Genomic DNA, 24,528 nt, shown 5'->3' with positions numbered 1-24,528 from the left:
CAATTCGGCTCGACTCGTCGGCGGATCAACCCGCGCCATCGACTGCAGACGGTGACGCAGGTGTCACGCTAGTCGTCACGCTAAGTCCGTTGCGATGGGCGCGCTGCCTACACGTCTGCGAACAGAACCTCGAACTGGATCGCTGCGGCTCATAAGTCCTGCGGCATTGCTCACACACTGCGATGCGACAGGAAGGAACAGTCTGGCCTTTGTCGCGACCGCGGAAGACAGGGCCAGCGCCATGCCTGATATCGAACCTGAACCAAGCGTGGTTGTCCTTGCCAGTGTACTTAGATCCTTCGATCCACTTCACGCGACCGATGGCCACGATGTCCGAGCAACAGCTGAGGTATGGTGCAGCCTGCTTCGTTGATGCCCAATCGGCGTCCAGCAAGAGCCATGTCGGCAAGATTCGCTGGAAGTGCGCGATCAGCCTGTGCATCAGGTCGCGGGTGTAGGGCGGGTTCGTGATGATCGCGTCGGCGCCGTCATATCGGTCGAGGGCAAGCGCATCATGGCCGGTGCGAATGTCACCCGCGTAGGCACAGTGCAGGCCCAGAGATTCCAGATGCCGAACCAGATCACCGTCGCCAGCACATGGCTCAGCGAAGCTGCGGATGCGCCGGAGGTAGGGAATCAACGGCTCGACGGCCGCCCGCGGTGTCGGGTAAAAATCTGCCGGACGACGCTCGAAGTTGGATCGCTTGCCCATCAGCCCCTCCTGAGAAGCGAAGACAGCATGGCAACAGCCGTGGACTTCCGATTTGAATGCCACGTTTCCCAGCAACGTGGATGCAGCCAGGCTGTCGTTCCGATTCCGTAGGGCAACAGCGCGTCGCCCTCGCTGCGGCCACAATAGAGACAGCGGTCGGGCGGAGACTGCACAGGATTACGATTCAGCCATTCCACCACGCAGCATTCGAAGGCGCGCGCCTCGGCAGCCGCTCGTTCGAGGCCGCTGTCGAACTCTACAATGCCCGCGCGCTCGTCGAAGAATGCTACCCATTCCTCCGACGGCCAGCCGTCGGGCCGCAGCAGCGCGACGATCTCGGCCTTATGCCGGGAAAGTGCACTCATCACGGCTTCCGGCGGCGCAGCGGCGGCGCTCAACACAAGGTCCTCTCCCTCGAGGGCGAGTTCGACGCCTGCAGCGCGGGCCGCTTTGAGGGCTTCGAGGGCGCTCATAACCGTGCACTCCAGCGCCCAGCCGGCGTTTCAGTTGGCGCAGACTGGACAGGAAGAGTTGCGTCCGAAGCGTCCGCAGCGTCCGGTCCTTTGTCTTCCAAGGAGTTGTCGCGGACGATCTGATCGCTGCGCTCACTAACATCGTCCTCATTCCCGTTTTGCGTCCGCTCCTCCGAAAGCGAGAAGCCGCTGCTTTCGCCGACTTTTTTCGAATTGTCGGACGGTGCGGACGCTGCGGACGGTTCTGCCCCCAACTTTTCTACCGCTGAGGAACGTTGGATCTTGGTGATGGTGGTGGTGCGGGTTCGCGCCCGCTTCTTGTCCTTGTCGAATTCGACATTGATGCCGGACTTACGCAGAAAGGTCGCGGCCCGGCGCAGTTTACCCGACAGGACATGGGGAACTGTAGGCCATGACTTCGACTTGGCCATTCGCTCGCTCACCACACCCGTCAGGTCCTCCAGCAGATTCGTGGCTGTCCCCGTCCAGACCGTCCGCGCTTCCATCATGGCCCTCAGGGCGACGGCGACCGGGTCCCTTTCCAGTACGCCTTCAACCACGTCGTTGAGATTGCCACGATAGGCTAATAAGAAAGTGCCAGAAGGCCACAGCACCGCTTCACAAGCCGTTGCCCACAGAGCGAAATCTGCCATGCGCGGCAGCTTCTCCAAACGTGTCTCGGGCAAACGCTTGAGGCCCGTCGCCACGGCATCGAGCAGCGCCCCAAGAATTTTGGGGCGTTCGGCCTCGAACGCTACCCACAATTCCTGTTCCGGACGGCGGCGCTCTTCCGGGATCGGCTGTAGCGTCAACAACAGGGCGCGGTCGGCCAAGTCGGGCCGCTCGATGATCTCCTCGATGCCGTTGAGGATCACCGGGCGTGTCGCATCGAAGAGTACCTCATCCTGATCGGCGTAGAGCTGGCGGACGGCAAAGCCTCCGCCGGTCGCCAGGCGGCAAAGGGTGTCGGAAATCCAAGCCGGCAAACCCGAGACGTTGTCAAACGCGAGCACGTGGCTGTTGTTCGCGGCAATAAAGAGATCGCGATCCTCGCGCGGTAGTGCGCGCAAGGGCGCGGTATTGGGATCAAGCAGCGACCGCAGGATCGCCGTAAAGGTGGACTTGGCCGAGCCCTGCTCGCCCGCCAAGGCGAGCACCGGGTAAGGGCCACAATTGCGCAGGCAAGCTAAGGCCCAGGCGACCACCAGGACAAAGTCCGTCTCGGAATCCACATTGAGGAAGGACCGCAGATCTTTGATCGACCCACCGGTCACCGGCAGCGCCAAGGGCAGCATCCCCGCTGAGCGGCGAAATCTCACGGGTGGGTTGTCGATAACCCGCCAGCCAGCGGAATCGATTTCCACTGCGCGCCACGCTTCGTCGCCGAGGTCGAGATAGAGTTTGCCTTCTAACTCCCCGACGCGGATGTGGACGTGCCGCTCCGGCGCATCGAAGTCTGCCTTTGCCTCAATCAAATTCAACGCTGACTTCAATGCTTCCGAGCTTGGCGCGCCCGCCTCCTGTTCGAAGAAACGGCGCGTGAGCCAACGGCGGAATCCCCTCGAGCGGATCGGCCAGGTCTCGCGGTGGCGATTGATGTCCAGATCTGCGAAGCCGGTTCCGTCGGGCGCATGAAACAATTTGGCGCTCTGCGCCAGCTCAAGCAGAATATTGGCCTGCGTCCGCCTTGCAACGGCAGTTACGTTCTCCTTCGCGATAGTCCGCTCGAGCGCCGTCCCCACGCGAACCGCGCCCTTGCGTGTCGCGACCTGCACGTCGAACTCGTCCTCGGGAGGAAACGCGGCTACCATTTCCGAGGTCAGGGGCGCCGCGGAATCGCTGATCGTCTGTTCGATCAACCTGCCCGAGGGATTGCGGACCTCCTCTGCGGCGGCAATGGTCGCCAGTATGCGGTGCTCGGCAACTTCAGCCTGTGTGGCCTCGCCGCTGGGGCGTCCAGGTTCGCCGCGGCAGCGATCAATTTCATCGCAACGCCGGCAGAGAAACCGCGGGAGCCCGTGCTCGCAGTGGTCGAAGTTTACCGACATGGCCGGTCGCTCTCATGGCTAGACACGCTCGAGGTGCCTCCCGGCACGTTCGCTAAATTGCGGCCCGCGTCAGAACCGGCCAGAGCGCTCGACGGGCCGCACGCGATGAGCATGTCGTTGAAATCCATTCCCGCAGGTGGGCGTGCGACACGGACCCGACGCCCCTCTTGCGCCCAGCGGCGAGCCGCGACCATCGCAGCCGCCTCACCCGCCGCGTCGGCATCGGCGAGGATGACGATGTCCCGCTCGTCGTCCGAGAGAGCGAGCCGCCGCAGTCCCGAGCTCGAGAGCGCCGCCCACGTCCGATGCCCCGTCGCCTGCATGGCCGAGAGGCAGGTTTCGATTCCCTCGCCGATCAGCAGCACACGACCTTCTCCACCGAGGCGAACAACCCCGCCGCCGCAAGGGCCAAGCATCATTTTGGTGGTCCCAACAGGCGCCTTCGACGCGCCATCGCGCGAGAGGAAAGTACGGTGGATAGCCGTCGGCACGCTATCAATTGCATTCGTCACCAACGCCACCATCGCGGGCCAGCGCTGACCTTCCGGGTGCTGCAAACCGTGGTGAAAGCGAATGGAAGAAGGAACCGGGACGGCTACGCCACGCCGCTGTAGATAGGTCTCGGCGAGCGTTCCCCTCGCCGCGGAGGAATTTCTCCAGACCCTTGCCGCCGAAGCAAGACGGTCGGGGATGCTGGCATCCTTGGACGCCTGCTCCCCTGCCAAAACACACTTCCGAGCTTCAGGTTGGCGCAGATCGTGCCAGAGCCCGAGACGCCGAAGTGCATCGATGACCGACGTCTGATCGCAGCCGGCGAAGCAATGCACCAGCACCATGCCGCCGACGCTGTATCCAACCGAGAGGCTCGGGGTGCTGTCTTCGTGCGCAGGACAACGACAGATGAATCCGCGAAGAGTCTTCTTGGCCCCTCCGCACGCAACAGCAATTTGCTCAATAGGATTCACCTGCGCTCTCCATTTAGCGCCCGAGGATTTCCCCTTGCTCGAATTGTTAGCCGCTCAGCATCCGTTCCAGCGCGTGACGCGGGACGATCCAGCGGCGTCCGACCCTAATCGTCGGCAAGACACCCGAATTCGCGGCAGCGTACGCGCTGCACTTCGAGAGTCCGAGGATCTCACAACCGGCCTCTTCAACCGAAAACGTTGAACGACCGTCCCACTTCGCGTCGTAAATCGGGCCGCAGTGAAGCTGCTGGAAGCGAACTAGTCTCGCCTTTCTGGTCATGTCCTATACCGTCTTATTGACCTTTTTACAAGGTCATACTAGACCTATTTCTAAGGTCACGGACTATAATTTTTGACCTTTGAACATATCAAAGACGGCGGTAAAGATGTCTGCGCAACTTAAGATCACGCTTGATGATGACCAACGATCACAGCTCGATCGTGCGACCGAGCAGAGCGGGAAGTCCCTCTCGGAAGAGATTCGTGAGCGTCTCTCGCTATCCTTTCTTCTTGAAATGAGGAGTCGGGACACCGCGGATCTGCTTTTCGCTCTCCTCCGAATAGCGGACGTAGTTGCGGACGAAATTGGATTCGATTGGTCTGAAAACGAAAGGGCACGGGCGACCTTCGTCTCTGCCGTTGTCGATCAAATCATGAGCTATGAACTTAGGACCAATCCGAATCCTATTCCCCGACTTGGTGGCGCGCGTCCAGACGACTCTCCTGAAGCTCTCGGGGGCTTCATTGCGCGCGGCTATAGGCGCGACCGTCGGCGCGAAGCCCCCGGCCTCAGCTCACTCGCCAAAAAATATTCAGCTGAGCCGCCCGAGGACACATAGCCGGCCGGGATCCTGAAATATCGAATGTGAATACGCTTCTATCAGAGAAGCGCTGACAGACGAAAAACAACCAAGAGAAGTTCAATCGAAGTTTGAAGCCAGGATTCAGTACCGGAGCAGTGTCGGGTGATTGCTCAAATCTGTCGAGTTTTGGAGTTTGCGATGATCGTTGTGCAACGACAGCAGACCAATGAGGCCGGACCTCGCCGCATGCTCAACGAGGCCCGGGTGCTGGAAATCATTCCGATCAGCCGCACCACGCTCTATCGCATGGAGAAGACGGGTCGGTTTCCGAAATGCACCTACATCAGCCCGAACCGGCGCGTTTGGTACGAGGACGAGATCGTCGCTTGGCAGGACGAGGTCAACGCGTTTGATCCGAGTCGCGGCAGAGGCAAGGGCCGGCGCGGGCGCGGGATTGCTGGAGTTGCGGACAAACCGGGCTCGCGCTGAGTCGCGTTGTCGCCCCATAGCCGCCCCTGGGCAACAACGTTTGCGCCTCTACCGCTCGCGACTGCCACTCCGCGCCGCGCTCAATGTAGCCTGAGACACGGGGCCAACCGATCTTGCACCGAGCGGATTCCTCAAAAGGAACCGACCGGCGGATGGTCCAGACCGAGCATTTCATTTCTTGGGCTTGGCGCCAAACTCCTTCCACAAGCCCAGAATCAGCAGCGAGTGGACGATCAAGTTCCCAAGGTGCCAATGGAACTGGCCTGCGTCCACCAAGCCATGAGCGATCTGATTGCGCAGGTTCATTCCACGCGGATCGGTATATAGCGCCTGAAGATGTAGCGTAACGTCTGGACCGAGAACTTCGGCGATTTTTTCATTATGCAGAATCTCACCCATTCCGATGACCACGCTCGCTTCGGAAACAGCAGGGTGAGCTTTCGTGACCGGCACGCCAAGATCGTCCGCAATCTTGCGCAGCGCGTGCTCTACCTGCGGAACGAGCACATGCGCGGCCTTCACATGATCCTCCCGCTCCCAAGCTCGGAGACCTTCCAAAAGCAGGCTCATATCATCGAACAAGCCGTGCCGGTTTACCCAACCGGCGAAATGCTCCGGCAGCACCTCGTGCTTCTCGAACAACCGTCGAATAGCTTGGGCAAGCCACCCCCTGGTAAACTGGAACGCAAAGTTGGTCTGATGCATTACGCGGCCGAACGGGTCGTCCTCCACCGAGCCGATCTTGGCCGCAACGTGGTTGTCAGCCATGATCGTTGCCGGGATATGGGCCATCAGAGGCGCTTCCTTAAGCGACTGTCGTACTTGCTGCTCAAGCGCGGCGCGGCTTAGCAAGAACTCTCGTGCAATGTGCACAAAAGTCGTGGCCAGGTCGTCGACCACAATCAGGTCGACAAACTTCTCCATATCGTCACGAGGTATTTCGATCTTCCGCTCAAACGCAAGAAGGTTCTCGCCCGCTGCTCCAATCTTCTCCTGCATCATTATGCGAGTGCGATCGCGCTCCTCCTTCAGTCCAGCCTTGTGGTACGCATCGGTAGCTGTCTGCAGCAGAACCGCAGCGAGCATAGGATCAGCATTGCCTGCAAAATGCTCGAAGGACGAGCCGACGGCCTTGTAGAGACGCTTGACATCCCCGAATTCGCCGAGACGGCCGTAATATCGGATTAAGCGTTCGGCGGCATCTTGGGCTTCGTGCGGGTTGAAGTTCGCGGGATCACCGGCGTTGGAACCCGTGGTAACGACACTTTCCAAGTTCGCGAATAGCTCGGCGCGCTCTACGTCGGTGACGCCTGCCTTTTTGTCTTCGAGCAGCCGGTCGACTGTGTACCACCACAAACCACCTTTGTTTCGCATCGACGATCGATGCAGGTCCATCAATTCAGCCCGCGCTTGATCGGAACGATCCTTATCCCCGATCAAGACCGCTAGATCGAGCGCACGAATTGCAAACTGTACCTGATTGTGGTCTTCCGCCATTCGCGGGATCGCAGCAAGGTAGGCGTCGATGGCGATCCGGGCGTCGTCGACATCACGCTTTCGCTTTCCAATGAGACCGCTCATCTCCCAAGCGAGATCGGCATAACGAGCCCTCAAGAACGGATGCTTGAGAGACCTTGCCCGAGCGGCCCAATGGTCGATGGTGGGCGGCGGCGTTCCCGCGATGTCTGGAGAGTAAAACGTCTTTCCGTCAGCGTGGGTGCCTGATCCCAACGGCCCAAAGTAACTGTTCCAGGGATTTTCATGGCTGCCGGTTGACAGTGCGAACGCGAGTACTTCCGCCCATGCCCCGAGATCGTCCTCCCCCGAAGGATCGATCAACGCCACGCGCGCCGCATTAAGTTCGCCGCCGATGGCAAATTCGTCGAACGACTCCTCCTTGGCGTCATAACGCTGGATAATTTCTTCCATCGAGACAGGAACAATTAATTGAGACATTTATCGACTCGCCGACGTGAAACTGCCTTGGTCCAAGAATTTCCGGGCGGCCCTATGCCAAGCCCCGAAGTTCTATGTGTAGAGCATTGGTGTGCGCGCGCAGTTCCACGCCAGTGCGGTGACGTGTGTTGCGGATGCTGGTGACCGGCGGCCCGCCTGTGCGTAGTGGCGGTGGCATGCCCCAGCGCATCAGGGTCATCTCGGTGCCGGCCTCGGTGTTGCGGATCACCGGCGCGGGATAGTCAGGAAATACGCCTGGGATCGGTGCGAGGTTGCCGACGTAGCGGTTGACGACGCGGAAGAGCGCCGCGATCGCCGCCTGGTTCGTGGTGACGCTGTAGAGATTGCACATTGTTGCACGGCGCGCCGAGGTTAAGGAGTTTTGGCTGGAGCGGTCGCACCTCTGATCTCGTCAATGACCTCGAACACCCTGTCCATCGGTTCAACTAGAGCGTAACCGGAATTTTCGTGTCGCAAGGCTACTGGGCCATCGAAGCGCGGACTGTACGTCTTCTCGACGTAATACACCATGCGGCTTGCGACGCCCACGTCAATCAATGAGCCATCTGCGACCGGCATGGCTACAAGCCCTCCGCTATTGCCGTAGTAAACGGGGCAATCAACTATTATTTGGCCATCGAGGGTTTTGCCCGCGATGATACCTGACCTCAGCAGCGGAACGCTTTTGTCTAATGCATCACTTGCGAGCGACGTGGGATAGCCAAACAGAAGTATGTCGTCCCCAATATAGACTTCAAGCAAACGAACGGTTTGCTTGCGCGGCAAGCCTCTGATCACGCCTTCTTCTCTAAGGCTGACAACGCCGGGCAGGTTAGTTAGGAAATATTTGTGAAACCTGCCTCCGTCATCAACCTTCACCAGCGCGGCGATTTTGCAGACGGCCACATCAGCCCGCGCGTGCTTCCGCAAATTGCCCTCCTCCATCAATTTGAGGCAATCCAGCTTGAAAGAAACCTTTAGCCCCGTTTTGAAACCCTCATCGCCATCAAGTGATGTGAGTGTGACAGGCTCCGTGTAGGTCTCAACGCTCTTCTTGAAAAGGACGTGCTTGGCTGTCACCAAGTAAATTCCGTCATCATCATTTAGATAGAAGCCGCTGCCGGTGGTGCCGGCGACCTCTATTAGCACTGGAAAGGCGAGCTGGACCTGGTCGATCTTCGGCATCGATTATTGCCTTTTTTGGGAATCGTCGCTCGGATTATTCTCTATCGCTCTCCCGGCCACCACATCGAAGGCGGATCGCTCGCCGTAGTCCGCCGCCCCATCAACTTACGAGAGCTTGGCTTGTATAGCCGTCCTTATCAAGTGGTGGTCAGGTCAACGGCAGGCACTATCGCGGCGAACATTCGATGAGATGCCCGGTGTCAATGGCTTGAAGACTGATAGCAGGCTGCGACCGCTCTCGGGTGCCGTTGATGACGCCGCAGTTGCCACAGAGGTTGTTCATCGCGGCTTCCGTTCCATCTGCGCGGAGCCTGCAATGTCCCGCCGCTCCATGATGGAGTAGCGCTGGCCGCGCGTCGTGATGACAAAGCCGAAGCCAGCATAGAAGGCTTCGAGCTCGCTCGGCGACATCCGCTTGCCGTCGCCAATCGGGCGCTGCGGCTCCGCCGTCAACTGCAGCGTCACACCGTGGCGGTCTGCAGCTTCGATGATCGCCGTCATGGTCGCGCGGCCCGCACCGCGAATGATCGACGCGAGCCACACAATCCTGAAGATGCGATGATCGTCCGTCACCGGCTCGATGTGCAGTGCAGCGTCGGCGCGCACGACCTGCGGGATGCGCTGCACCTCGTCTACGAAGGTTTCGACAGTCATCACCGCCTCTTGCGCTTCGGCAGGCGTCGAGCAGCGCCGTCGCCGCGACCATGCGCGTGCCTGTCCGCTCAAGGTGCATCGCCCCCAGGGCAAGGTTAGCACGCCGATTGCGCCCGTCGAGTGCGGAGCAGGTTCTGTGAACAGAGCTTATCGTGCGATCCCGCGCATCGGCTGCTCCGGCACCGTCACGGCTGCCCCAGCAACCTTTTTTGATCGTCAGCCCTCCAAAACCCCAGTCATTGACGGGGAAATTGATCCTACGAGCGCAGATTTGGTTTCCATGCATCCGCGAACGGTGGCTGAAAGTTGAGGCTCGGGGTTCGCCCGAGCTTCAACCGGAGCAAGCTATCAATGCGAACCACCACGCCCTTCCTCGTCATCCAGAACGGCAAGCCCATCTTCACCATCCACGCCTATTCACTCGAACAGGCCCGCGCGATCATCGCCGCCAAGGTCGCGGGCGAGACCGTCATCGTCGGCCCAGCCTCACGAGACGGAGCGGCCCGATCATCCCGGATACCAGGGGCGGCCTCCCCGCGATGGCCTGCGTATCAGAGGTGCAGAAGTGCATCAGGCGCGGCCTGGAGCGCGAGGCAATGGAGTTCGCGTGCGAGCTGATCCACACCAGCAAGGCGTTCCACTCGATGGTCTGCAATCGGCTCGAAGTCATCTGCCACGAAGACCTCGACACCCTAGCTGCGCCGCACGTGGTCCCGTTCGTTGCGACCGCGCTGGCGCAGTCAAGGGACCGCTACAGCAAGAGCATCGGCGAAGCCCGGCTGATGGTCGGCAATGCGATCAGGATGATGTGCCGGTCACCCAAGTCGCGCGCCGGCTGCCACTTCGCGGCAGCGATCGGCCTGCGATCGACGCTGGAGCAGTTCGCGCCGGCCATTCCCGACTTCGCCAACGATCAGCACACCCTCGCCGGCAAGAAGTTGGGGCGCGGTCTCGATCATTTTCGCCAGGAGGGGGCGAAACTGGTGCCGGAGCCGACCGAACCCGACTTGTTTGTCGACGAGGCCTACAGGCTCTGGGCAATCAAGCAACACAGCAAGGCAGGACGCGGGCCGGCCTCGACGTGAACTTACCCCATCGCCTTGCACCTACCGATGCGGTGCAACGATATGTCGGTGTCGGCTGGAAAGCGGAAGTAGTCCGCGCGGGGCAAAACGACGCGAATGACCCTTGCCGGACTTCGAGCTCTTCCTCTCACCGGCCAAAAGCCTCGGACGTCATCGGTCCTGGTTGCAGATGACTTTTGCATTTTTCGGTTTGCTTCCTGACCATCCAAAGGGGCAGAGCGGGGTGCCGCTGATGGCCCCGACGTAATACGTTGCAGTTTGCACAAGGCTTCCAGCGAGCCGCGAAAGAAGATCATGAAAGCAGGCGAGGATAGTGGCGGCAAGGCCGAACAAAAAAACCCCGCCGAAGCGGGGTTGTTGATGCGATGCTGGTTAATACTAGCCTTTAGCCATGCATTCTTTGACATACGCCCGCTTTTTCGACAGATGGAGCCCCTGCGCAGAAGCCTCCTTCTTGCAAACCTTCTGCCTCGCGAGCCACTCGGGGTTCTGCGTCGCACTCCCTGCAAGCGCAGGTGTGATGGCTGCTACCAGCGCAGCCGCGGCTGTGATAACGGCAATGTATTTCATAAAATCTCCAGAAGTGTGATGCACCGAGGACCATGTTAGGTTCCCTGATCACGAAGGCAATGTAGAGGGCGCTCAAAATACCATCAAACTGGTTCGCTTTTTGAGTAAGGACGAGGCACGTGACCAAGAACCGTGCAACGGCGCGCTACTTTCCCGTCCTGATTGCGGCGAGGTTGGTTTTAATGCCGACTTCTGGTCATCCACACAGCCCCCTAACTGAACTTCCGGTTCGCGGCGAAAGGTTCCGCTATAACTCGGCAACCGGAAGCAAGCTGCCGGTGATCACTAAGGCCACCTTTGACCCACAGCGGCGCTCGCACTCTCCTTGTGCTTTTTGGTACGCGGCGAACCCTCGTTCTAAATATCGCATCGTCTTGTGACGTGCCCGCGCTGAACGGTTTGATACGAATGTGATCCGATTGCCCCGACTGAGCGTTAGAGGAGTTTTGAAAGACCACGCCTACAAGGTCAGTCAATGTCGGACCGGAATACTGCTCACCATGACACCGCCATTCAGTATTTGGCTTGGGCTGTCGAAGAGATTGAAAAATCAGGTAACGAAGAAGCCGCTCGCCACGCTCGGGCTGCGTTGAAATGCTTGAAGAAGGCTCGACCGTCGCGACCATCCGAACCTTTAAGCGACACGCGATCAAAGGACATCAGCCCGCCAAGCGAACCGATAGGTGATGGTAGGAACTCCTCCGGCCAGCATGACTGACGGGCGCGTTGACCGCTTGTGGGCCCTAGCGGACGTGATTAGTCAAGCTCTGGATGTCGGCGGACATCAAGCATCCGCCAATGGCGCGCCGCCATTGTGTACCGATCCGCATAAATTTAGCGCGATATGATCAACTGCAAATATATTCGTACTTCACGGTCGCGCGGTCCCCGCACAAACTCAAGCCCTTAGAAGGACCCGGACGCCATCCTGCGGACAGTCACCGTCGTTCAGCGTTGAGCGTCAGGGCATCGTGACCACGTCGCGTTGCCGGCATCCATCGCCTAGGCGACCAGGCCGGAAGCAGCAATAGTCACGCTAGACCCTTACATGAATGAAAATCTTCTGAGTGCGTGCGGGGTCTCGTCGTTTGTGTGACCACCACCCTGCCACGGACAAAGTCAGCCCGCCCCACGAAACACACAAAGATAACGTGCGCTGGTTGCAATCACTCGATAAGCTGAGAGGGTTCTCTTGGGGAGAGAGCCGTGCAAGGGTTGGTACACATAGTCGATGACGAGGCGTCCTTCCGGACAGCGACGGAACGACGTTTGAAACTCGCCGGTTACGAAGTCGCCACGTATGCTTCGGCTCAACACCTGCTGGATCACTTGCCGAGCGAAGGTCTACCCAGCTGCGTCCTCCTCGACGCGCGGATGCCTGGACTGAGTGGCCCGAAACTACAGTCGCTGCTGAGCGAACTGCCCATCATCTTCATCAGTCGTCATCCGGATATTGCTGCCACGGTGCTGGCCATCAAGGGCGGGGCGGATGACTTCCTGATCAAGCCCGTCGGGTCGGACACGCTTCTTGAGGCGGTTGCGCGGGCGATTGCGCGTCACGAGGTGTCGCGTGGGCTGAAGATCAAGCTGGACATGGTTCGGGCTCACGTGGCGGCGTTGACGCCGCGAGAGCGTCAGGTTTTCGACTGTGTCGTTCGCGGTGACACCAACAAGCACGCCGCCCGCTCGTTAGGTTGCACGGAGCGCACCATCAAAGCCCACCGCCATATGGTGATGGAGAAAATGCAGGTTCAGTCGCTGGCTGAACTTGTATCCGTCGCCGAGCGGATCGGCGCTCTTGCGTCACCTGCCGAACAGACCCTCTGAGCTGGAAAGATTATCACAGGTAAATGCCACGGCTCCCCAGAGCTGATAGCGCCATGCACTCCGAGAGCGATCAAGAGGTCGCGGCGTGCAAAGCAGGCAAGTCATAGTCGTTGACGACGATCCCGGAATGCTGAGGGCTGTCCAACGGCTGCTCCGCCAGCATGACTATGAACCGATCCTCTTTTCGTCAGCGGAAGAGCTGGAGCAGCACGCGAACATCAACAAGGCGCTCTGCATCATCTTGGACATCGACCTGAACCGGAGATCAGGGATCGACCTCCGGCATCAACTCAAAGCCGAAGGCGTTGCGGTCCCGGTCATTTTCATCACGGGCAATGGGAGCCCCTCGGCGCGCGAGGCTGCACTGCGAGCTGGATGCGTCGCATTTCTCACAAAGCCATTCTCGGCTGAGGAACTGATAGAGCCGCTCAAGAAAGCATCGGCGGCGCGTTCGTAGGGCCCAACCACTCGATATCAGAAAAAGCCATCGGCCAGCGCGAACAGCGCAGCCGAACCGGCGGCAATCGCGGCCCACGCGCTCCATCGACTTTGCTGATAAACCAAGAGCAAGACCTGCCTTGGATCGTCAATGCCGCTGGCGAGCCCGCGCATGACCTTGCTTCCCTTGCTCAGCCTCATCCTCGCGGAAATAAACCAAAGGATCGCCGCAATCGCAGCACCGCTCTCCGCCCCAATCTCGCATAATTGCTTCATGCCGCACCGCCCTCCCAGACCTTTTCCGACATCCGGCCCCGGCATTTGATCTACCTCAAGGGAGGGCAGAAACGCACACCGACAGCGGCACGGCGTCTCGCAGGCGTCAGCCTCGAGACCCAGGCAGGCCCCACAGCGCGCCGCCAGCGCAGGTCTACAGCACAGCGGGCCACCCTTCGGCAGCACATGCGGTGAAACTAGGGCCTAATAGGTCCCGGCGCGTTTCCGCCGGTCGGGGCCGAGGTCGTGAACACCCACTAAAACCCTCATTGAAAGAGGCTTTTCGAGTTTTCCCCGACAGCACGAATTCCCTAGACGCCAGGACCACACGGTTTTGCCGTACGCACGGCCCGCCATTTCACCGCAGTTTTCCCGGCCCAGTCGACGGAGCCGGAAACTTACAGACGAGACGAAGCCTAGCAGCGCCGCTCGTCCGCACGCGGTTGCGGGCTCACAGGGACTACCCGCCCTGCCCGCACCATCTCGTGCCGACGCTGCCGCGTCCATCGCAAGCCCGGCTCGCAATCAAGACGACAACGAGATCGCCCCTCAAGGATGAGCCGGGATGGCCGACACATACGCTATTTCCGAATTTCGGCGAAGTGGAATATTTTTGCGGGGAGGGGTTGACGGGGATGGCGGGTGTTTTGCCCGACGGGCTGGGTTGCCGCCCCCCTTTGAGCAACGGATTGGCTGATCCACAAAGGTCTAGTGACCGAGGATCTGCCATGGGTTGGGTCACCGCTGTATGTTCTTATTTTGTCCGTATGAGTCATGACCGCCCGCCATATATTCAGGCCGCTTGACCGGGACGTGGCATCAATTGCAGTGGACACCTGCGGGTGATGTCGGAACTGCGGCCCGCCGTTCGTCTTGAGTCCAAGTCCCCGCAATGGAGTGTTGCGTACCATGGCCCCCCGCGCGAACTGGAAAGGCTTTTTGCGTCTCTCGTTGGTCACCTGTCCCGTGGCGCTCTACCCAGCTACGTCGGAGAGCGAGAAGATCTCCTTCAACCAGCTCAACCGTCAGACCGGTCATCGGATCAAGTACCTGAAAGTCGACGCCGAGACCGGCGACGAGGTGCCCAACGAGGACATTGTCAAGGGCTACCAGCTCGAGAAGGACCAGTTCATCGAGGTGACCAAGGAGGAGCTTGAGGAGATCGCGCTGGAATCCACGCGGACCATCGAGATCGACGAGTTCGTAGACAAGGCCGACATCGATCCGCGCTACCTAATTCGCCCCTACTACATCCGTCCGGACGGAAAAGTCGGCCACGACGCCTTCGCGGTCATCCGCGAGACCATCCGCGAGATGAACAAGGTTGCGATCGGGCGCGTGGTGCTCACCAACCGAGAGCACATCATTGCGCTCGAGCCGATGGACAAGGGTCTGGTCGGCACCTTGCTGCGGTATCCCTACGAGGTTCGTAGCGAGCAGGAATACTTCGACGAGATCCAGGACGTCAAAGTGACGAAGGACATGCTCGATCTGGCCAGGCACATCGTGAACCAGAAGGCTGGATCATTCGAGCCGGAGAAGTTCGAGGACCATTATGAAAGCGCGCTGATCGAGCTCATCAACCAGAAGCGCGCCGGCAAGCCGATCGTGCCGAAGGATCGACCGAAAGGCGAGAACGTCGTCGATCTGATGGACGCGCTACGCAAGAGCGTCGGCGGGGCAGCAGCAAAGACCGAGGCTCCGAAAAAGCCTGCCAAGAAGACGAAGAAGGCTGCCGCGGCTCAGAAGGAAATGCTGATGCCGATCGCCGGTAAGAAGCTGGCTAAGGAAGCGACGGCGAAGAAGCCGACAGCAGGGACGCGGCGGAAGTCGGCGTGAGATTGTGAAACATCCGGTGATGTCCGATGGCAGTTACGGACTGACATGGAAGAGGCCGCGCATGTCAAGGCTGAGCCGCGGCTCGGCACAGCGGGATGGAATGTTCCGCGAGTCTGGAAGGAAAGAGTTGGCGGGGTAGGTAGCCAGCTTGAACGCTACGCGCGGGTGTTGAACGCCACCGAGATCAACTCATCATTTCACAAGCCGCACCGGCGTTCGACCTATGAGAAGTGGGCGAACGCGACGCCAGATGATTTCCGCTTTTCGGTAAAGGTCCCGAAGTCTGTTACTCACTCGTCACAGCTTGCGCAGGGTGAACTCGATCGGTTCATCGAAGAGAGCGCCGGACTTGGTGCGAAGCTCGGGGTTTTGCTCGTTCAGTTTGCGCCTCGCAAAATGTTCGTTGAGTCCGATGCGGAGTTCCTGTTCCGCGCGCTGCAGGAAAGGACCTCAGCCGCTCTCGCTTGCGAGCCACGTCACGTCAGCTGGTTTACGTCCGAGGTCGGCGCCTGGCTCAGGGAACGTCGGATTGCCCGCGTCGCCGCGGATCCGGCGCGGGTGCCCGATGCCGATCTGCCGGGCGGGTGGCCGGGCTTGCGCTATTTTCGACTGCATGGAGCGCCGCGCATTTACTACTCCGCTTACGACGGGGCGTTCCTGCGATCGCTGAAGGTGCGGCTCGGTGCTGCGTCGTCATCTAGTGAGACCTGGTGCATCTTCGACAACACCGCCGCCGGCGCAGCGATCGAGAACGCACTAGACTTGCTCGCTTGAAGGGCCTTTTAGCAAGTCCGCTCATATCCCTCACGTCCTCCAGCCTTGTCGAAGGCCTTTGAGGCTCGCACGCGATCCGAGCGGCGCGACAGCGCAGGGGACCTAATCGGGACGTGGCGGGCACTCCGGGCACGTATCGCCGATCGAATGCAAAACCTCGCGCACTTGCCCGACGGCCTGATCCGGAGACAAGCCCTCGGGTGGCTCCTGCCTGGCTATATCCAATGCGTGCTCGCGCGCATGCGGGTCGGCCCGGTCCTTCGCCCAGCCGTGCTCCTCGCATTCGTGGATGGCGCCCGCTTCCTGCAGCACGCTGAGCGCCCATCCGCGCAGCGTTCGGATCGCCGGTCGTCTTTCCTTCGTCATCAGCATCGAGCTTGCTCCTGCCGGGACGAATCCTTCGCCCGTCTTATCGTTCCGGCGGTTAGCACGCAGCAGGGATTCGTAGTCGGCAGAGCTGAGGTTCGTCCCCTTGTTCCGCGGCTCTGTGCACAAGCCGACTGCCGGCGCCGGCATGAGGCGCGCCCAGTGCTTCTGCAGGGTCGCGAATGGAGCCTAGAGCTCTCTCAAGGTGGCAGGCCGGACACGACGGCTCCCGAGCCTTGGATATCGCGTTGATTTTTTGGTAGCGGGAGAGGGACTCGAACCCCCGACCCCAGGATTATGATTCCCGTGCTCTAACCAGCTGAGCTACCCCGCCACAGGGTCGCGAGGGCCGAACAAGGCCATCTCGCGAACGCGCGGCATATAAGGAAGGGGGCGGCGGGCTGTCAATCCGAGTTTGCTTCCGCTTTGGCTAAAGCTTCCGCCTTCGCCAAGGCTTCCGCCTTCGCTAAAGCTTCGGCGGACATGTCGGCGGGATTTGGGCCTTTTGGCGCTGAATCCGTCATGGCCGGGCTTGTCCCGGCCATCCACGGCCGTCGCGCGGCCACAAGAACGTGGATGCCCGGGACAAGCCCGGGCATGACGGCGAGATTGGGGATGCGGAACAGGCTCCGCCTACGCCAAGGCTTCGGCGCGACAGCTATTTCGGCCGTACCGTCGGGTCGCCGCCGGGGCTGCCGGGCGGCGGGATGACCGGCATGGCGCCGTTCGTGCTGGGCGCCGGGGCGTGCATCTCGGGATCGACGCCGGAGGGCGGGCAGAGCACGCCATCTGATTTGGCCAATTTGTCGCCGAGCGGTTCCCGGGACTGGCCGGTTGTGGTGCCGTCGGCCGAGCGGTTCGGCCGGTCCTGCGGCGTGCAACCGGTGGCGTGCTGCGGGGATGGCGGCGCGGTTTGTTGCGGCGGCGTCGCCGGGGCGGGCGGGGCCTGCGCGATCGCGCTGCCGGAGGCGGCGATCAGGAGGCTGGCCAGAATGATGTTCGATGTGGTGCGCATGGGAGGGAAACGCGCGGGTCAGCCCGCGTGTTCCGCGCGCCCGATCACGATTTGAGGTAGCGGATCAGGGAAAAGTGCCCCATCGGCGGCATCGGGCGGCGCTCGGCCAGGGTGACGCCGCCGTGTTTCGCGGCCCAGTCGATCAGGCGCTGCCACGGAAACTCCGGGCGCCAGCCGAGACGGCGGGCCAAGGGCGCAAACGCGAGCTCGGAGAGTTTTCGCAAACCCTTTTCGGCGCCGATGTGGTTGACCAGGATCAGCTCGCCGCCGGGCTTCAGGACGCGCACGAACTCGTCGAGCGTGCCTTCGGGATCGGGCACCGCGGTGATGACGTATTGCGCGACCACCGCGTCGAAGAAGTTTTCGGGGAAGGCGAGGTTTTTGGCGTCCATCACCGAGAGCACCTCGACATTGGAGAGCCGCAAGCTCCGCACGCGCGATTGCGCCTTGCGCAGCATCGGCTCGGAGATGTCGACGCCGCAGATCTTCGTGGTGCGCGCATAGTCGGAGAGCGAAAGCCCGGTGCCGACGCCGACGTCGAGGACGCGGCCGCCGATGCGGTCGGCCTCGGCGATGGTCGACTGCCTTCCGGCGTCGAACACCTTGCCGAACACGAGATCGTAGACCGGCGCCCAGCGGCCATAGGCCTTCTCGACCCCGGCCCGCGAGATGTCTGCTGCCATGCCCCTGCCCTATATTTTTTTAGCCGCGGACCGCTTCTGCGAGCGGCCTCGTCGTGCTGCTTGCGGCCTTCGCGGCGGCGCTTTGAATGAAGCCGCCGCCGAGCACGCGGGCCTGGCCGCCAGGTGCGTCGTAAAACACGCAGGCCTGTCCCGGCGAAACGCCCTCTTCGCCGGCGACGAGCTCGACCTCGTAATGGCCGTTCGCGCCGCGCAGCCACGCCGGCTGCGGCGCGCGGGTCGAGCGCACGCGCACGAACATTTCGAGCCCATTGCCGATGGCGCGGTCGATGTCGCCATCGCCGATCCAGTTAACGTCGCGCAACACGATGCGGTGCATCTTCAGCGCCTCACGCGGGCCGACGACGACGCGGCGGTTGGCGGCCTCCAGCCGCACCACGAACAGCGGCGCGGCGGCTGCGATGCCGAGGCCGCGGCGCTGGCCGATGGTGAAATTGGCGATGCCGTTGTGCCGGCCGAGCACGCGGCCGTCGAGATCGACGATGTCGCCGGGGTCCATCGCGTTCGGCCGCAGGCGGGTGATGATGTCGGTGTAGCGGCCGGTGGGCACGAAGCAGATGTCCTGGCTGTCGTGCTTGTCGGCGACGGCAAGACCGAAGCGCCGCGCCAGCTCGCGCGTCTCGGGCTTGGTCATGTCGCCGAGCGGAAAGCGCAGATAATCGAGCTGCTCCTGCGTGGTCGCGAACAGGAAGTAGCTCTGGTCGCGATCGGCATCGGCGGCACACACCAGCGCGCGCGAGCCATCGTCGCGGCGGCGCGAGGCGACGTAATGGCCGGTGGCGAGCGCGGTGGCGCCGAGTTCGCGCGCGGTCTTCAAGAGGTCGCGAAACTTGACCGAGCGATTGCACTCGATGCACGGCACCGGCGTCTCGCCGAGCGCGTAGCTGTCGGCGAAATTGTCGATGACGGACTCGCGAAAGCGGTCCTCGTAGTCGAGCACGTAATGGGGAATGCCGAGCTTGGCCGCGACGTCGCGGGCGTCGTGGATGTCCTGGCCGGCGCAGCAGGCGCCCTTGCGATGGGTGGCCGCACCGTGGTCGTAGAGCTGCAGCGTGATGCCGACGACGTCGTAGCCCTCCGCCTTCAAGAGCGCAGCCGTCGTCGATGAATCGACGCCGCCCGACATGGCAACGACGACCCTGGTATCCTCAGGACGGCCTTCGAGATCCAGACTGTTGAGCATGGGCCTTAAAGCGTTGTGGACGGCGGCGTTGGGCGATCCGCTGGGTGCTTCCGGCGGGACAACGGCGACCCGCGGGAACTGAGAGTTCCCGAATGGCGCGGCCTGCCCGGTCGAAAGCGGCTGAGAGCTGTCTCTTTAATATAGGCGGCCTTCCGGTGAAGCAATCACGGACCCCGCATGGTTTACGGCAATTCTTGCCGGGGAGGCAGAAATGGCGGGGCTTCGAGAGGCCTCGCGGCGGAGGCGCCAATTCGCCAAGATATTGATTTGTCTCGATAAAACTTCATCGCGCAAGGATGGCCCGCTCCTTGCTACCTTTCATGGCGAAGATGTTTCCAAGGGGTTGCCTGTGGTCGGTCGTACGTCAGATGTAGCGGCAAGCGTGCAAGTGCAGAGCGGGCAGCAAAAGCCTGCCCGGTCGCAAGCCCCGAAAGACAGCTCCGCCAACGATTCCTTCGGCTCGCTGGTGGACAGCAACACCCAGGCGATCAACGACAGCGCGGCGTCCTCCGCACAGGACACCCCGCGGCGGACCGATTCATCGTCCTCCGCCCCGGACAAGAGCCCGCGCGATCGCTCCGCGAGCGACAAGTCCTCGCAGAGCAAGGCCAGCGACGACGCCGACAATTCCGCGTCCGCCAAAAACGACGCCAGGAACGACGCCAAGAGCGACGCCAGGAACGACTCGACCGCCGATGCGGCCAAGGCTGATAGCAAGACCAAGGACAAGCCGAAGGCGTCCGACGCCAAATCGGCCGACAAGTCTGCGGACAAGTCCGACGAGACCAAAGCGGACAAGGCCGACGGCACCGATGGCCTCGCCGCCGCCGTCGATACCGCGGCCGCCGCGCAGATTGACGCGACGCAGGCCGCCGTGCCCGATCCGAATGCACTCGTGGTGGCCGTGCCGGTCGATCCCAACGCGACCGCGAACCAGGCCGCCGGCCCCGCCTCCTCGCCGCTGACGATTGCCGCCGCCGGCATCGCCGCCAGCGCGTCCATCACGGCGCAGATCGCCGGCACCAAGACCGATACCGCGACGCCGGGCGACAAGAGCGCCAAGGCCGCGAGCGCCAAGGTCGATGCGGACACCTCGGCGACGCTGGCCGATGCCGCGACCGGCACGACCGATTCGACCGCGACGGACGCGAAGACCAATGGCGGCCTGATCGCCGCCGTCGACCAGGGCACGCCAAAAACCTCGTTCAAGGCCGCAGCCACTGCGCAAGGCGCGAGCGACGTCTCCAATATCGGTCAGGACACCGGCAAGGCGAACGCCGCGCAGACCTCGGCGACGGCAGCCTCCGCCACCACAGCGCATCCGCAAGCCGACAAGCCGCCGATCGACGCGAACGCGGCCGACACCAAGGCAGGGACTTCCGACCGCACCGCCGATGCCGCACCGGCGACGGCAACACCGCATGCCCACGCGGGCATGCAGGCCGCTATCCCCACCACCGACGCCAGCGCGCAGGCGGCCTCCGCCATCCAAGCGCCGCTGACCAATACCACTTCGGCCGCGACCGCTTCGACCGCGACGCTCACGGCGACCGCGGCGAATGCCAATGCCATACCGATCAGCGGCGTGCCGATCGAAATTGCCGCCGCCGCACGCGCGGGCAAGACCCGGTTCGACATCAGCCTCGATCCGCTCGACCTCGGCCGCATCGACGTCCGCATCAATGTCGACCGCAACGGCCAGGTCACCTCGCATCTCACCGTCGAGAAGCCGGAGACGCTGCAGATGCTGCGGCAGGACGCGCCGCAATTGCAGCGCGCGCTCGACGATGCCGGCCTCAAGACCGGCAGCAACGGGCTGTCCTTCAGCCTGCGCGACCAGAATTCATCGGGCCAGCACTCCGGCCAGAACAACGACAATGGCGGCAATGCCCGCCGGCTGATCGTCAGCGACGAGGACGCAGTTCCCGCGGCCCCGGTCGGGCGCAGCTACGGCCGCATGCTCGGATCGAGCAGCGGCGTCGACATCAGAGTGTGAGGAGTATTCGATCATGACCACCACGAATGCCGCCACTGCCCCATCCGTCGTCTCCGGCACGACGGACCTGCCGAAATCCTCGTCGAACCCCGGCTTGGGCTCGACCACCGGCGCGACGCTCGCCGGCAACTTCCAGACCTTCCTGACGCTGCTGACGACGCAGCTGCAGAACCAGAACCCGCTCGATCCGCTCGATACCAACCAGTTCACGCAGCAGCTGGTGCAGTTCGCCGGCGTCGAGCAGCAGCTCAAGACCAACGACTCTCTGTCCCAGCTCGTCACCCTGCAACAGACCACGCAGGCGACCCAGGCGCTCGGCTTCGTCGGCAAGACCGCCCTGGTCGACGGCACCACCGGGACCATGACGAATTCATCGGCGACCTGGCATCTCAACGTGCCGAGCGACGCCACCGTCGACATCACCATCGCCAATGCCAGCGGCCAGACCGTGTTCACCGGCAAATACACCGCCGGCGCGGGCACCGACGTTCCGTTCACCTGGAACGGAATGGGCAATGACGGCACGCAATGGCCCGACGGCAAGTACACGATCTCGGCCACGGGCAAGGATGTCGCCAACAACAATGTCGGCATCGCCGCGCAGGTGCAGGGCACGGTGTCGTCCGTCGACCTGACCCAATCGCCGCCGCTGCTGACCATCGACGGCTCCAGCTACACCCTGAGCCAGGTCAAGAGCATCATCGCGACGGCCAGCAATTAAAGGCGGAATGTCGCGACTGAATATTCGGTGTCGTCCTGGCGAAAGCCAGGACCCATAACCACCGCAAGTCGTTTAGGCGCGAGGACCTGACCCCGAGTCGTCGTAGCAACTCCTCCCTGGGGTAATGGGTCCTGGCGTTCGCCAGGACGACAATTGGGGCCTTGCAGCGTCGCGCGCAGGCCTCGTTCGTTAGTAAAGTATTTACGAACACCCCCCTCGGCCCGCCTGGACGCACCGTCCCGCCGGTCGAGACGGCTGCGTTCCAGCCATTTTCAACGAGAATTGTATTGAAGCCTTAGGCTTAGCGGATTTTTAAGCCGGCGCGCGTAGGGTTCCTGAGTGAGTTCAGTGGTTGAGAGTTTGTGAGTACGCCATGACAGAACCCCATCGCCCGAGGGTAAAATACGTCATCGGGCCGGACGGTAGTCCGTTGACGATTGCGGATCTGCCTGCACCCGGCACCAAACGCTGGGTCATCCGCCGCAAGGCCGAGGTCGTCGCCGCAGTCCGTGGCGGTCTTCTCTCCCTCGAGGAGGCCTGCAGCCGTTATACCCTGACGGTTGACGAATTCCTCTCCTGGCAGTTTTCGATCGACCAGCATGGTCTGGCGGGACTTCGCACCACCCGTATCCAACAATATCGCCAGTAGGCAATCCGGAAATCTGCGGCTTTTGACGAAAATCGGCCTCGCGTTGCGAGGCCGATTTTTTTCATGTTTCGTTTTGGCGCGACTTTTGTCGCAGCTCTTAACCTTCGTTAACCATATCGAAACCATCACCTAGGCAATAATTGCCCAGTCGGCCTTTCCTGTGAAAGCAGCCGAATCTGTCGGGGCGGTTGCTTGCAAGGTCTTGCGGACTTTCTGAAGGGTATTGGAGCAGCCCGGTTCGGGGCGATGATCGCGGTCACCGCCGCGCTCGTCGGCTTCTTTGCGTTCGTCATCATGCGCGTCACCACGCCGCAGATGACGACGCTGTTCACCGACCTCAGCGTCGAGGACTCCTCGGGCATCATCAAGGACCTGGAGCGCCAGGGTATCCAGTTCGAGCTGCGCAACGAGGGCACCATCATCATGGTGCCCAAGGACAAGGTCACCCGCCTGCGGATGAAGCTCGCCGAGGGCGGCCTGCCCAAGGGCGGCGGCGTCGGCTACGAGGTCTTCGACAAGTCGGATGCGCTCGGCACCACCTCTTTCGTCCAGAACATCAACCATCTCCGCGCGCTGGAAGGCGAGCTCGCCCGTACCATCCGCGCCATCGACCGCATCCAGGCCGCCCGCGTCCATTTGGTGCTGCCCGAGCGCCCGCTGTTCTCGCGCGAGGCGCCGGAGCCGTCGGCCTCGATCGTGGTTCGGGTCCGCGGCGCGCTGGAAGCCCAGCAGATCCGCGCCATTCGCCACCTCGTGGCCTCGGCAGTGAACGGGCTGAAGCCGCAGCGGGTCTCGATCGTCGACGAGACTGGACAGCTGCTCGCCGACGGCGCCCAGACCGATCCGGACCAGCAGATTGGCGACGAGCGCCGCACCGCCTTCGAGAAGCGGATGCGCAAGCAGGTCGAGGACATCGTCTCCTCCGTGGTGGGCACGGGGCGCGCCCGGGTCCAGCTCTCCGCCGATTTCGACTTCAACAAGATCACCCAGACCTCGGACAAGTACGATCCCGAAGGCCGCGTGCTGCGCTCGAGCCAGACCCGCGAAGAGCAGAGCATGACGGCCGACAACAACGGCCAGGTCACCGTCAACAACGAGTTGCCGGGCAACCAGCAGAATGGCGGCGTCGCGGCCAAGGACCAGAGCAAGAAGAGCGAAGAGACCAACAATTACGAGATCTCCCGCACCACCAAGACCGAGGTGACCGAGGCCGGCCGGGTCAACCGCATCTCGGTCGCGGTGCTGGTCGACGGCATCTACTCCAAGAACGAGAAGGGCGATCTGGCCTACCAGGACCGCACCAAGGAGCAGCTCGATCGCATCGCCACGCTGGTGCGCTCGGCGATCGGCTTCGACCAGAAGCGCGGCGACCAGGTCGAGGTCGTCAATCTGCGCTTTGCCGACGCCCCCTCCACCACCCCGATCACGGAGCCGAGCGGCTTGCTCGGCATGCTCCAGTTCACCAAGGACGACGTCATGTACTTCGTCGAGCTTGGCGTGATGATGCTGCTCGGCCTGGTCGTGCTGTTCCTGGTGATCCGGCCGCTGGTCAAGCGCATCCTGGCATCGGACGAAGTCGCAGCCGCCATCTCCGGCGTCCTCACCGGTCCGGCGAGCGACGAGGCCGCGCCCGCCAGCCAGCCGCTCCTGCCGAGCGGCGCTGCGAGCGCGATCGACGTCGCCACCGTCCAGGGCCAGGTCCATGCCCAATCCGTCCATCGCGTCGGCGAACTCGCCGAGCGCAATCCCAACGAGACCGTCGCCATCATCCGCCAATGGCTGACCGAACCCGCGAAATAATCG

Annotated in this window: 24 protein-coding genes, 1 tRNA gene and 1 pseudogene; 11 read left to right on the top strand and 15 right to left on the bottom strand. The window is 61.9% G+C overall.

The genetic code is table 11. The annotated features are described in order from the left end of the window. Window positions 1–25: 25 nt before the first annotated feature. From IVB48_RS17590 to IVB48_RS41400, 4 genes are read right to left on the bottom strand one after another with little or no spacing between them, the layout of a single operon-like run. A complete protein-coding gene (locus tag IVB48_RS17590; protein ID WP_247401225.1) occupies window positions 26–712 on the bottom strand; it encodes a hypothetical protein in 687 nt (228 codons plus the stop codon). Further along, window positions 712–1,185, bottom strand: coding sequence for a hypothetical protein (locus IVB48_RS17585; RefSeq protein WP_247401224.1), 474 nt, complete (start codon window positions 1,183–1,185; stop codon window positions 712–714). The genes IVB48_RS17590 and IVB48_RS17585 overlap by 1 nt, the downstream gene beginning before the upstream one ends. Then, on the bottom strand, window positions 1,182–3,233 hold the full coding sequence (locus tag IVB48_RS17580; protein WP_247401222.1) for a hypothetical protein: 2,052 nt from the start codon (window positions 3,231–3,233) through the stop codon (window positions 1,182–1,184). The genes IVB48_RS17585 and IVB48_RS17580 overlap by 4 nt, the downstream gene beginning before the upstream one ends. Beyond that, complete coding sequence (locus tag IVB48_RS41400; RefSeq protein WP_247401219.1) at window positions 3,224–4,198, bottom strand: toprim domain-containing protein; 975 nt, start codon at window positions 4,196–4,198, stop codon at window positions 3,224–3,226. Before IVB48_RS41400 ends, IVB48_RS17580 begins: the two co-directional genes overlap by 10 nt. A 386-nt stretch (window positions 4,199–4,584) precedes the next feature. Here IVB48_RS41400 and IVB48_RS17570 point away from each other — a divergent pair, with 386 nt between their 5' ends. Further along, window positions 4,585–5,037, top strand: a complete 453-nt coding sequence (locus tag IVB48_RS17570) for a hypothetical protein (protein WP_247401216.1) — start codon at window positions 4,585–4,587, stop codon at window positions 5,035–5,037. Window positions 5,038–5,199: 162 nt separating this feature from the next. Then, window positions 5,200–5,490, top strand: a complete 291-nt coding sequence (locus tag IVB48_RS17565; protein WP_247401213.1) for an AlpA family phage regulatory protein — start codon at window positions 5,200–5,202, stop codon at window positions 5,488–5,490. Window positions 5,491–5,661: 171 nt separating this feature from the next. On the opposite strand, the gene IVB48_RS17560 is transcribed toward IVB48_RS17565, so the two are convergent. The 4 genes and pseudogenes from IVB48_RS17560 to IVB48_RS17545 all read right to left on the bottom strand — a co-directional run bounded on the left by IVB48_RS17560 (window position 5,662) and on the right by IVB48_RS17545 (window position 9,285). Continuing rightward, window positions 5,662–7,446: a DUF4209 domain-containing protein gene (locus tag IVB48_RS17560; RefSeq protein WP_247401210.1), complete on the bottom strand. Its 1,785-nt coding sequence runs from the start codon at window positions 7,444–7,446 to the stop codon at window positions 5,662–5,664. Between the two features lie 107 nt (window positions 7,447–7,553). Then, window positions 7,554–7,798 (bottom strand): annotated as a pseudogene (locus IVB48_RS17555) (SOS response-associated peptidase); the annotation flags it as partial. A 20-nt stretch (window positions 7,799–7,818) separates the two neighbouring features. Next, window positions 7,819–8,631, bottom strand: coding sequence for a serine protease (locus IVB48_RS17550; RefSeq protein WP_247401209.1), 813 nt, complete (start codon window positions 8,629–8,631; stop codon window positions 7,819–7,821). A gap of 279 nt (window positions 8,632–8,910) precedes the next feature. Then, on the bottom strand, window positions 8,911–9,285 hold the full coding sequence (locus tag IVB48_RS17545) for a hypothetical protein (protein ID WP_247401207.1): 375 nt from the start codon (window positions 9,283–9,285) through the stop codon (window positions 8,911–8,913). 539 nt (window positions 9,286–9,824) lie between these two features. On the opposite strand from IVB48_RS17545, the gene IVB48_RS17540 reads away from it, so the two are divergent. Continuing rightward, window positions 9,825–10,370, top strand: coding sequence for a hypothetical protein (locus IVB48_RS17540; RefSeq protein ID WP_247401205.1), 546 nt, complete (start codon window positions 9,825–9,827; stop codon window positions 10,368–10,370). Between the two features lie 378 nt (window positions 10,371–10,748). Here IVB48_RS17540 and IVB48_RS17535 read toward each other — a convergent pair whose 3' ends face one another. Then, complete coding sequence (locus IVB48_RS17535; protein ID WP_247401203.1) at window positions 10,749–10,940, bottom strand: hypothetical protein; 192 nt, start codon at window positions 10,938–10,940, stop codon at window positions 10,749–10,751. 1,206 nt (window positions 10,941–12,146) lie between these two features. Here IVB48_RS17535 and IVB48_RS17530 point away from each other — a divergent pair. Both IVB48_RS17530 and IVB48_RS17525 read left to right on the top strand, forming a co-directional pair. Further along, window positions 12,147–12,767 carry a response regulator gene (locus IVB48_RS17530; RefSeq protein ID WP_247401201.1) on the top strand — a complete coding sequence of 207 codons (621 nt, stop codon included), beginning with the start codon at window positions 12,147–12,149 and terminating at the stop codon, window positions 12,765–12,767. An 85-nt stretch (window positions 12,768–12,852) separates the two neighbouring features. Continuing rightward, window positions 12,853–13,224, top strand: a complete 372-nt coding sequence (locus IVB48_RS17525; protein WP_346659002.1) for a response regulator — start codon at window positions 12,853–12,855, stop codon at window positions 13,222–13,224. A 17-nt stretch (window positions 13,225–13,241) separates the two neighbouring features. Here the strand turns inward: IVB48_RS17525 and IVB48_RS17520 are convergent, their stop codons facing one another. Then, window positions 13,242–13,481, bottom strand: coding sequence for a hypothetical protein (locus IVB48_RS17520; protein WP_247401197.1), 240 nt, complete (start codon window positions 13,479–13,481; stop codon window positions 13,242–13,244). A gap of 909 nt (window positions 13,482–14,390) precedes the next feature. On the opposite strand from IVB48_RS17520, the gene IVB48_RS17515 reads away from it, so the two are divergent. Next, a complete protein-coding gene (locus IVB48_RS17515; RefSeq protein WP_027570439.1) occupies window positions 14,391–15,320 on the top strand; it encodes a Ku protein in 930 nt (309 codons plus the stop codon). A gap of 45 nt (window positions 15,321–15,365) precedes the next feature. Next, window positions 15,366–16,094, top strand: coding sequence for a DUF72 domain-containing protein (locus IVB48_RS17510; RefSeq protein ID WP_247401195.1), 729 nt, complete (start codon window positions 15,366–15,368; stop codon window positions 16,092–16,094). Window positions 16,095–16,196: 102 nt separating this feature from the next. On the opposite strand, the gene IVB48_RS17505 is transcribed toward IVB48_RS17510, so the two are convergent. From IVB48_RS17505 to mnmA, 5 genes are all read right to left on the bottom strand, one after another. After that, entirely contained in the window at window positions 16,197–16,466 is a 270-nt protein-coding gene (locus IVB48_RS17505) for a hypothetical protein (RefSeq protein ID WP_018453910.1), read from the bottom strand. A 251-nt stretch (window positions 16,467–16,717) separates the two neighbouring features. Continuing rightward, window positions 16,718–16,794 (bottom strand) — tRNA-Met (locus IVB48_RS17500). 324 nt (window positions 16,795–17,118) lie between these two features. Beyond that, the gene (locus IVB48_RS17495) at window positions 17,119–17,475 is read right to left on the bottom strand and encodes a hypothetical protein (RefSeq protein WP_247401193.1); all 357 of its coding nucleotides are present in this window, start codon (window positions 17,473–17,475) and stop codon (window positions 17,119–17,121) included. Window positions 17,476–17,519: 44 nt separating this feature from the next. Beyond that, window positions 17,520–18,158 (bottom strand): class I SAM-dependent methyltransferase, encoded by a 639-nt coding sequence (locus tag IVB48_RS17490; protein ID WP_247401189.1) that lies wholly within the window; start codon window positions 18,156–18,158, stop codon window positions 17,520–17,522. 19 nt (window positions 18,159–18,177) lie between these two features. Next, window positions 18,178–19,359, bottom strand: a complete 1,182-nt coding sequence (gene mnmA, locus IVB48_RS17485; RefSeq protein ID WP_018453891.1) for a tRNA 2-thiouridine(34) synthase MnmA — start codon at window positions 19,357–19,359, stop codon at window positions 18,178–18,180. A gap of 211 nt (window positions 19,360–19,570) precedes the next feature. On the opposite strand from mnmA, the gene IVB48_RS17480 reads away from it, so the two are divergent. The 4 genes from IVB48_RS17480 (at window position 19,571) to fliF (ending at window position 24,525) form a co-directional block, all read left to right on the top strand. Next, complete coding sequence (locus IVB48_RS17480) at window positions 19,571–21,355, top strand: flagellar hook-length control protein FliK (RefSeq protein WP_247401187.1); 1,785 nt, start codon at window positions 19,571–19,573, stop codon at window positions 21,353–21,355. Window positions 21,356–21,368: 13 nt separating this feature from the next. Then, entirely contained in the window at window positions 21,369–22,076 is a 708-nt protein-coding gene (locus tag IVB48_RS17475; protein WP_027570434.1) for a flagellar hook capping FlgD N-terminal domain-containing protein, read from the top strand. Window positions 22,077–22,449: 373 nt separating this feature from the next. Next, window positions 22,450–22,725, top strand: a complete 276-nt coding sequence (locus IVB48_RS17470) for a DUF1153 domain-containing protein (protein WP_002714638.1) — start codon at window positions 22,450–22,452, stop codon at window positions 22,723–22,725. A gap of 192 nt (window positions 22,726–22,917) precedes the next feature. Further along, window positions 22,918–24,525: a flagellar basal-body MS-ring/collar protein FliF gene (gene fliF, locus IVB48_RS17465; RefSeq protein ID WP_247401186.1), complete on the top strand. Its 1,608-nt coding sequence runs from the start codon at window positions 22,918–22,920 to the stop codon at window positions 24,523–24,525. The last annotated feature ends 3 nt before the right edge of the window (window positions 24,526–24,528 follow it).

It is taken from the genome of Bradyrhizobium sp. 76 (genome assembly GCF_023073025.1).
GTDB lineage: Bacteria > Pseudomonadota > Alphaproteobacteria > Rhizobiales > Xanthobacteraceae > Bradyrhizobium.
Note: the sequence above shows the minus strand (reverse complement) of the source record. Positions and strands in the feature narration are given on the sequence as shown.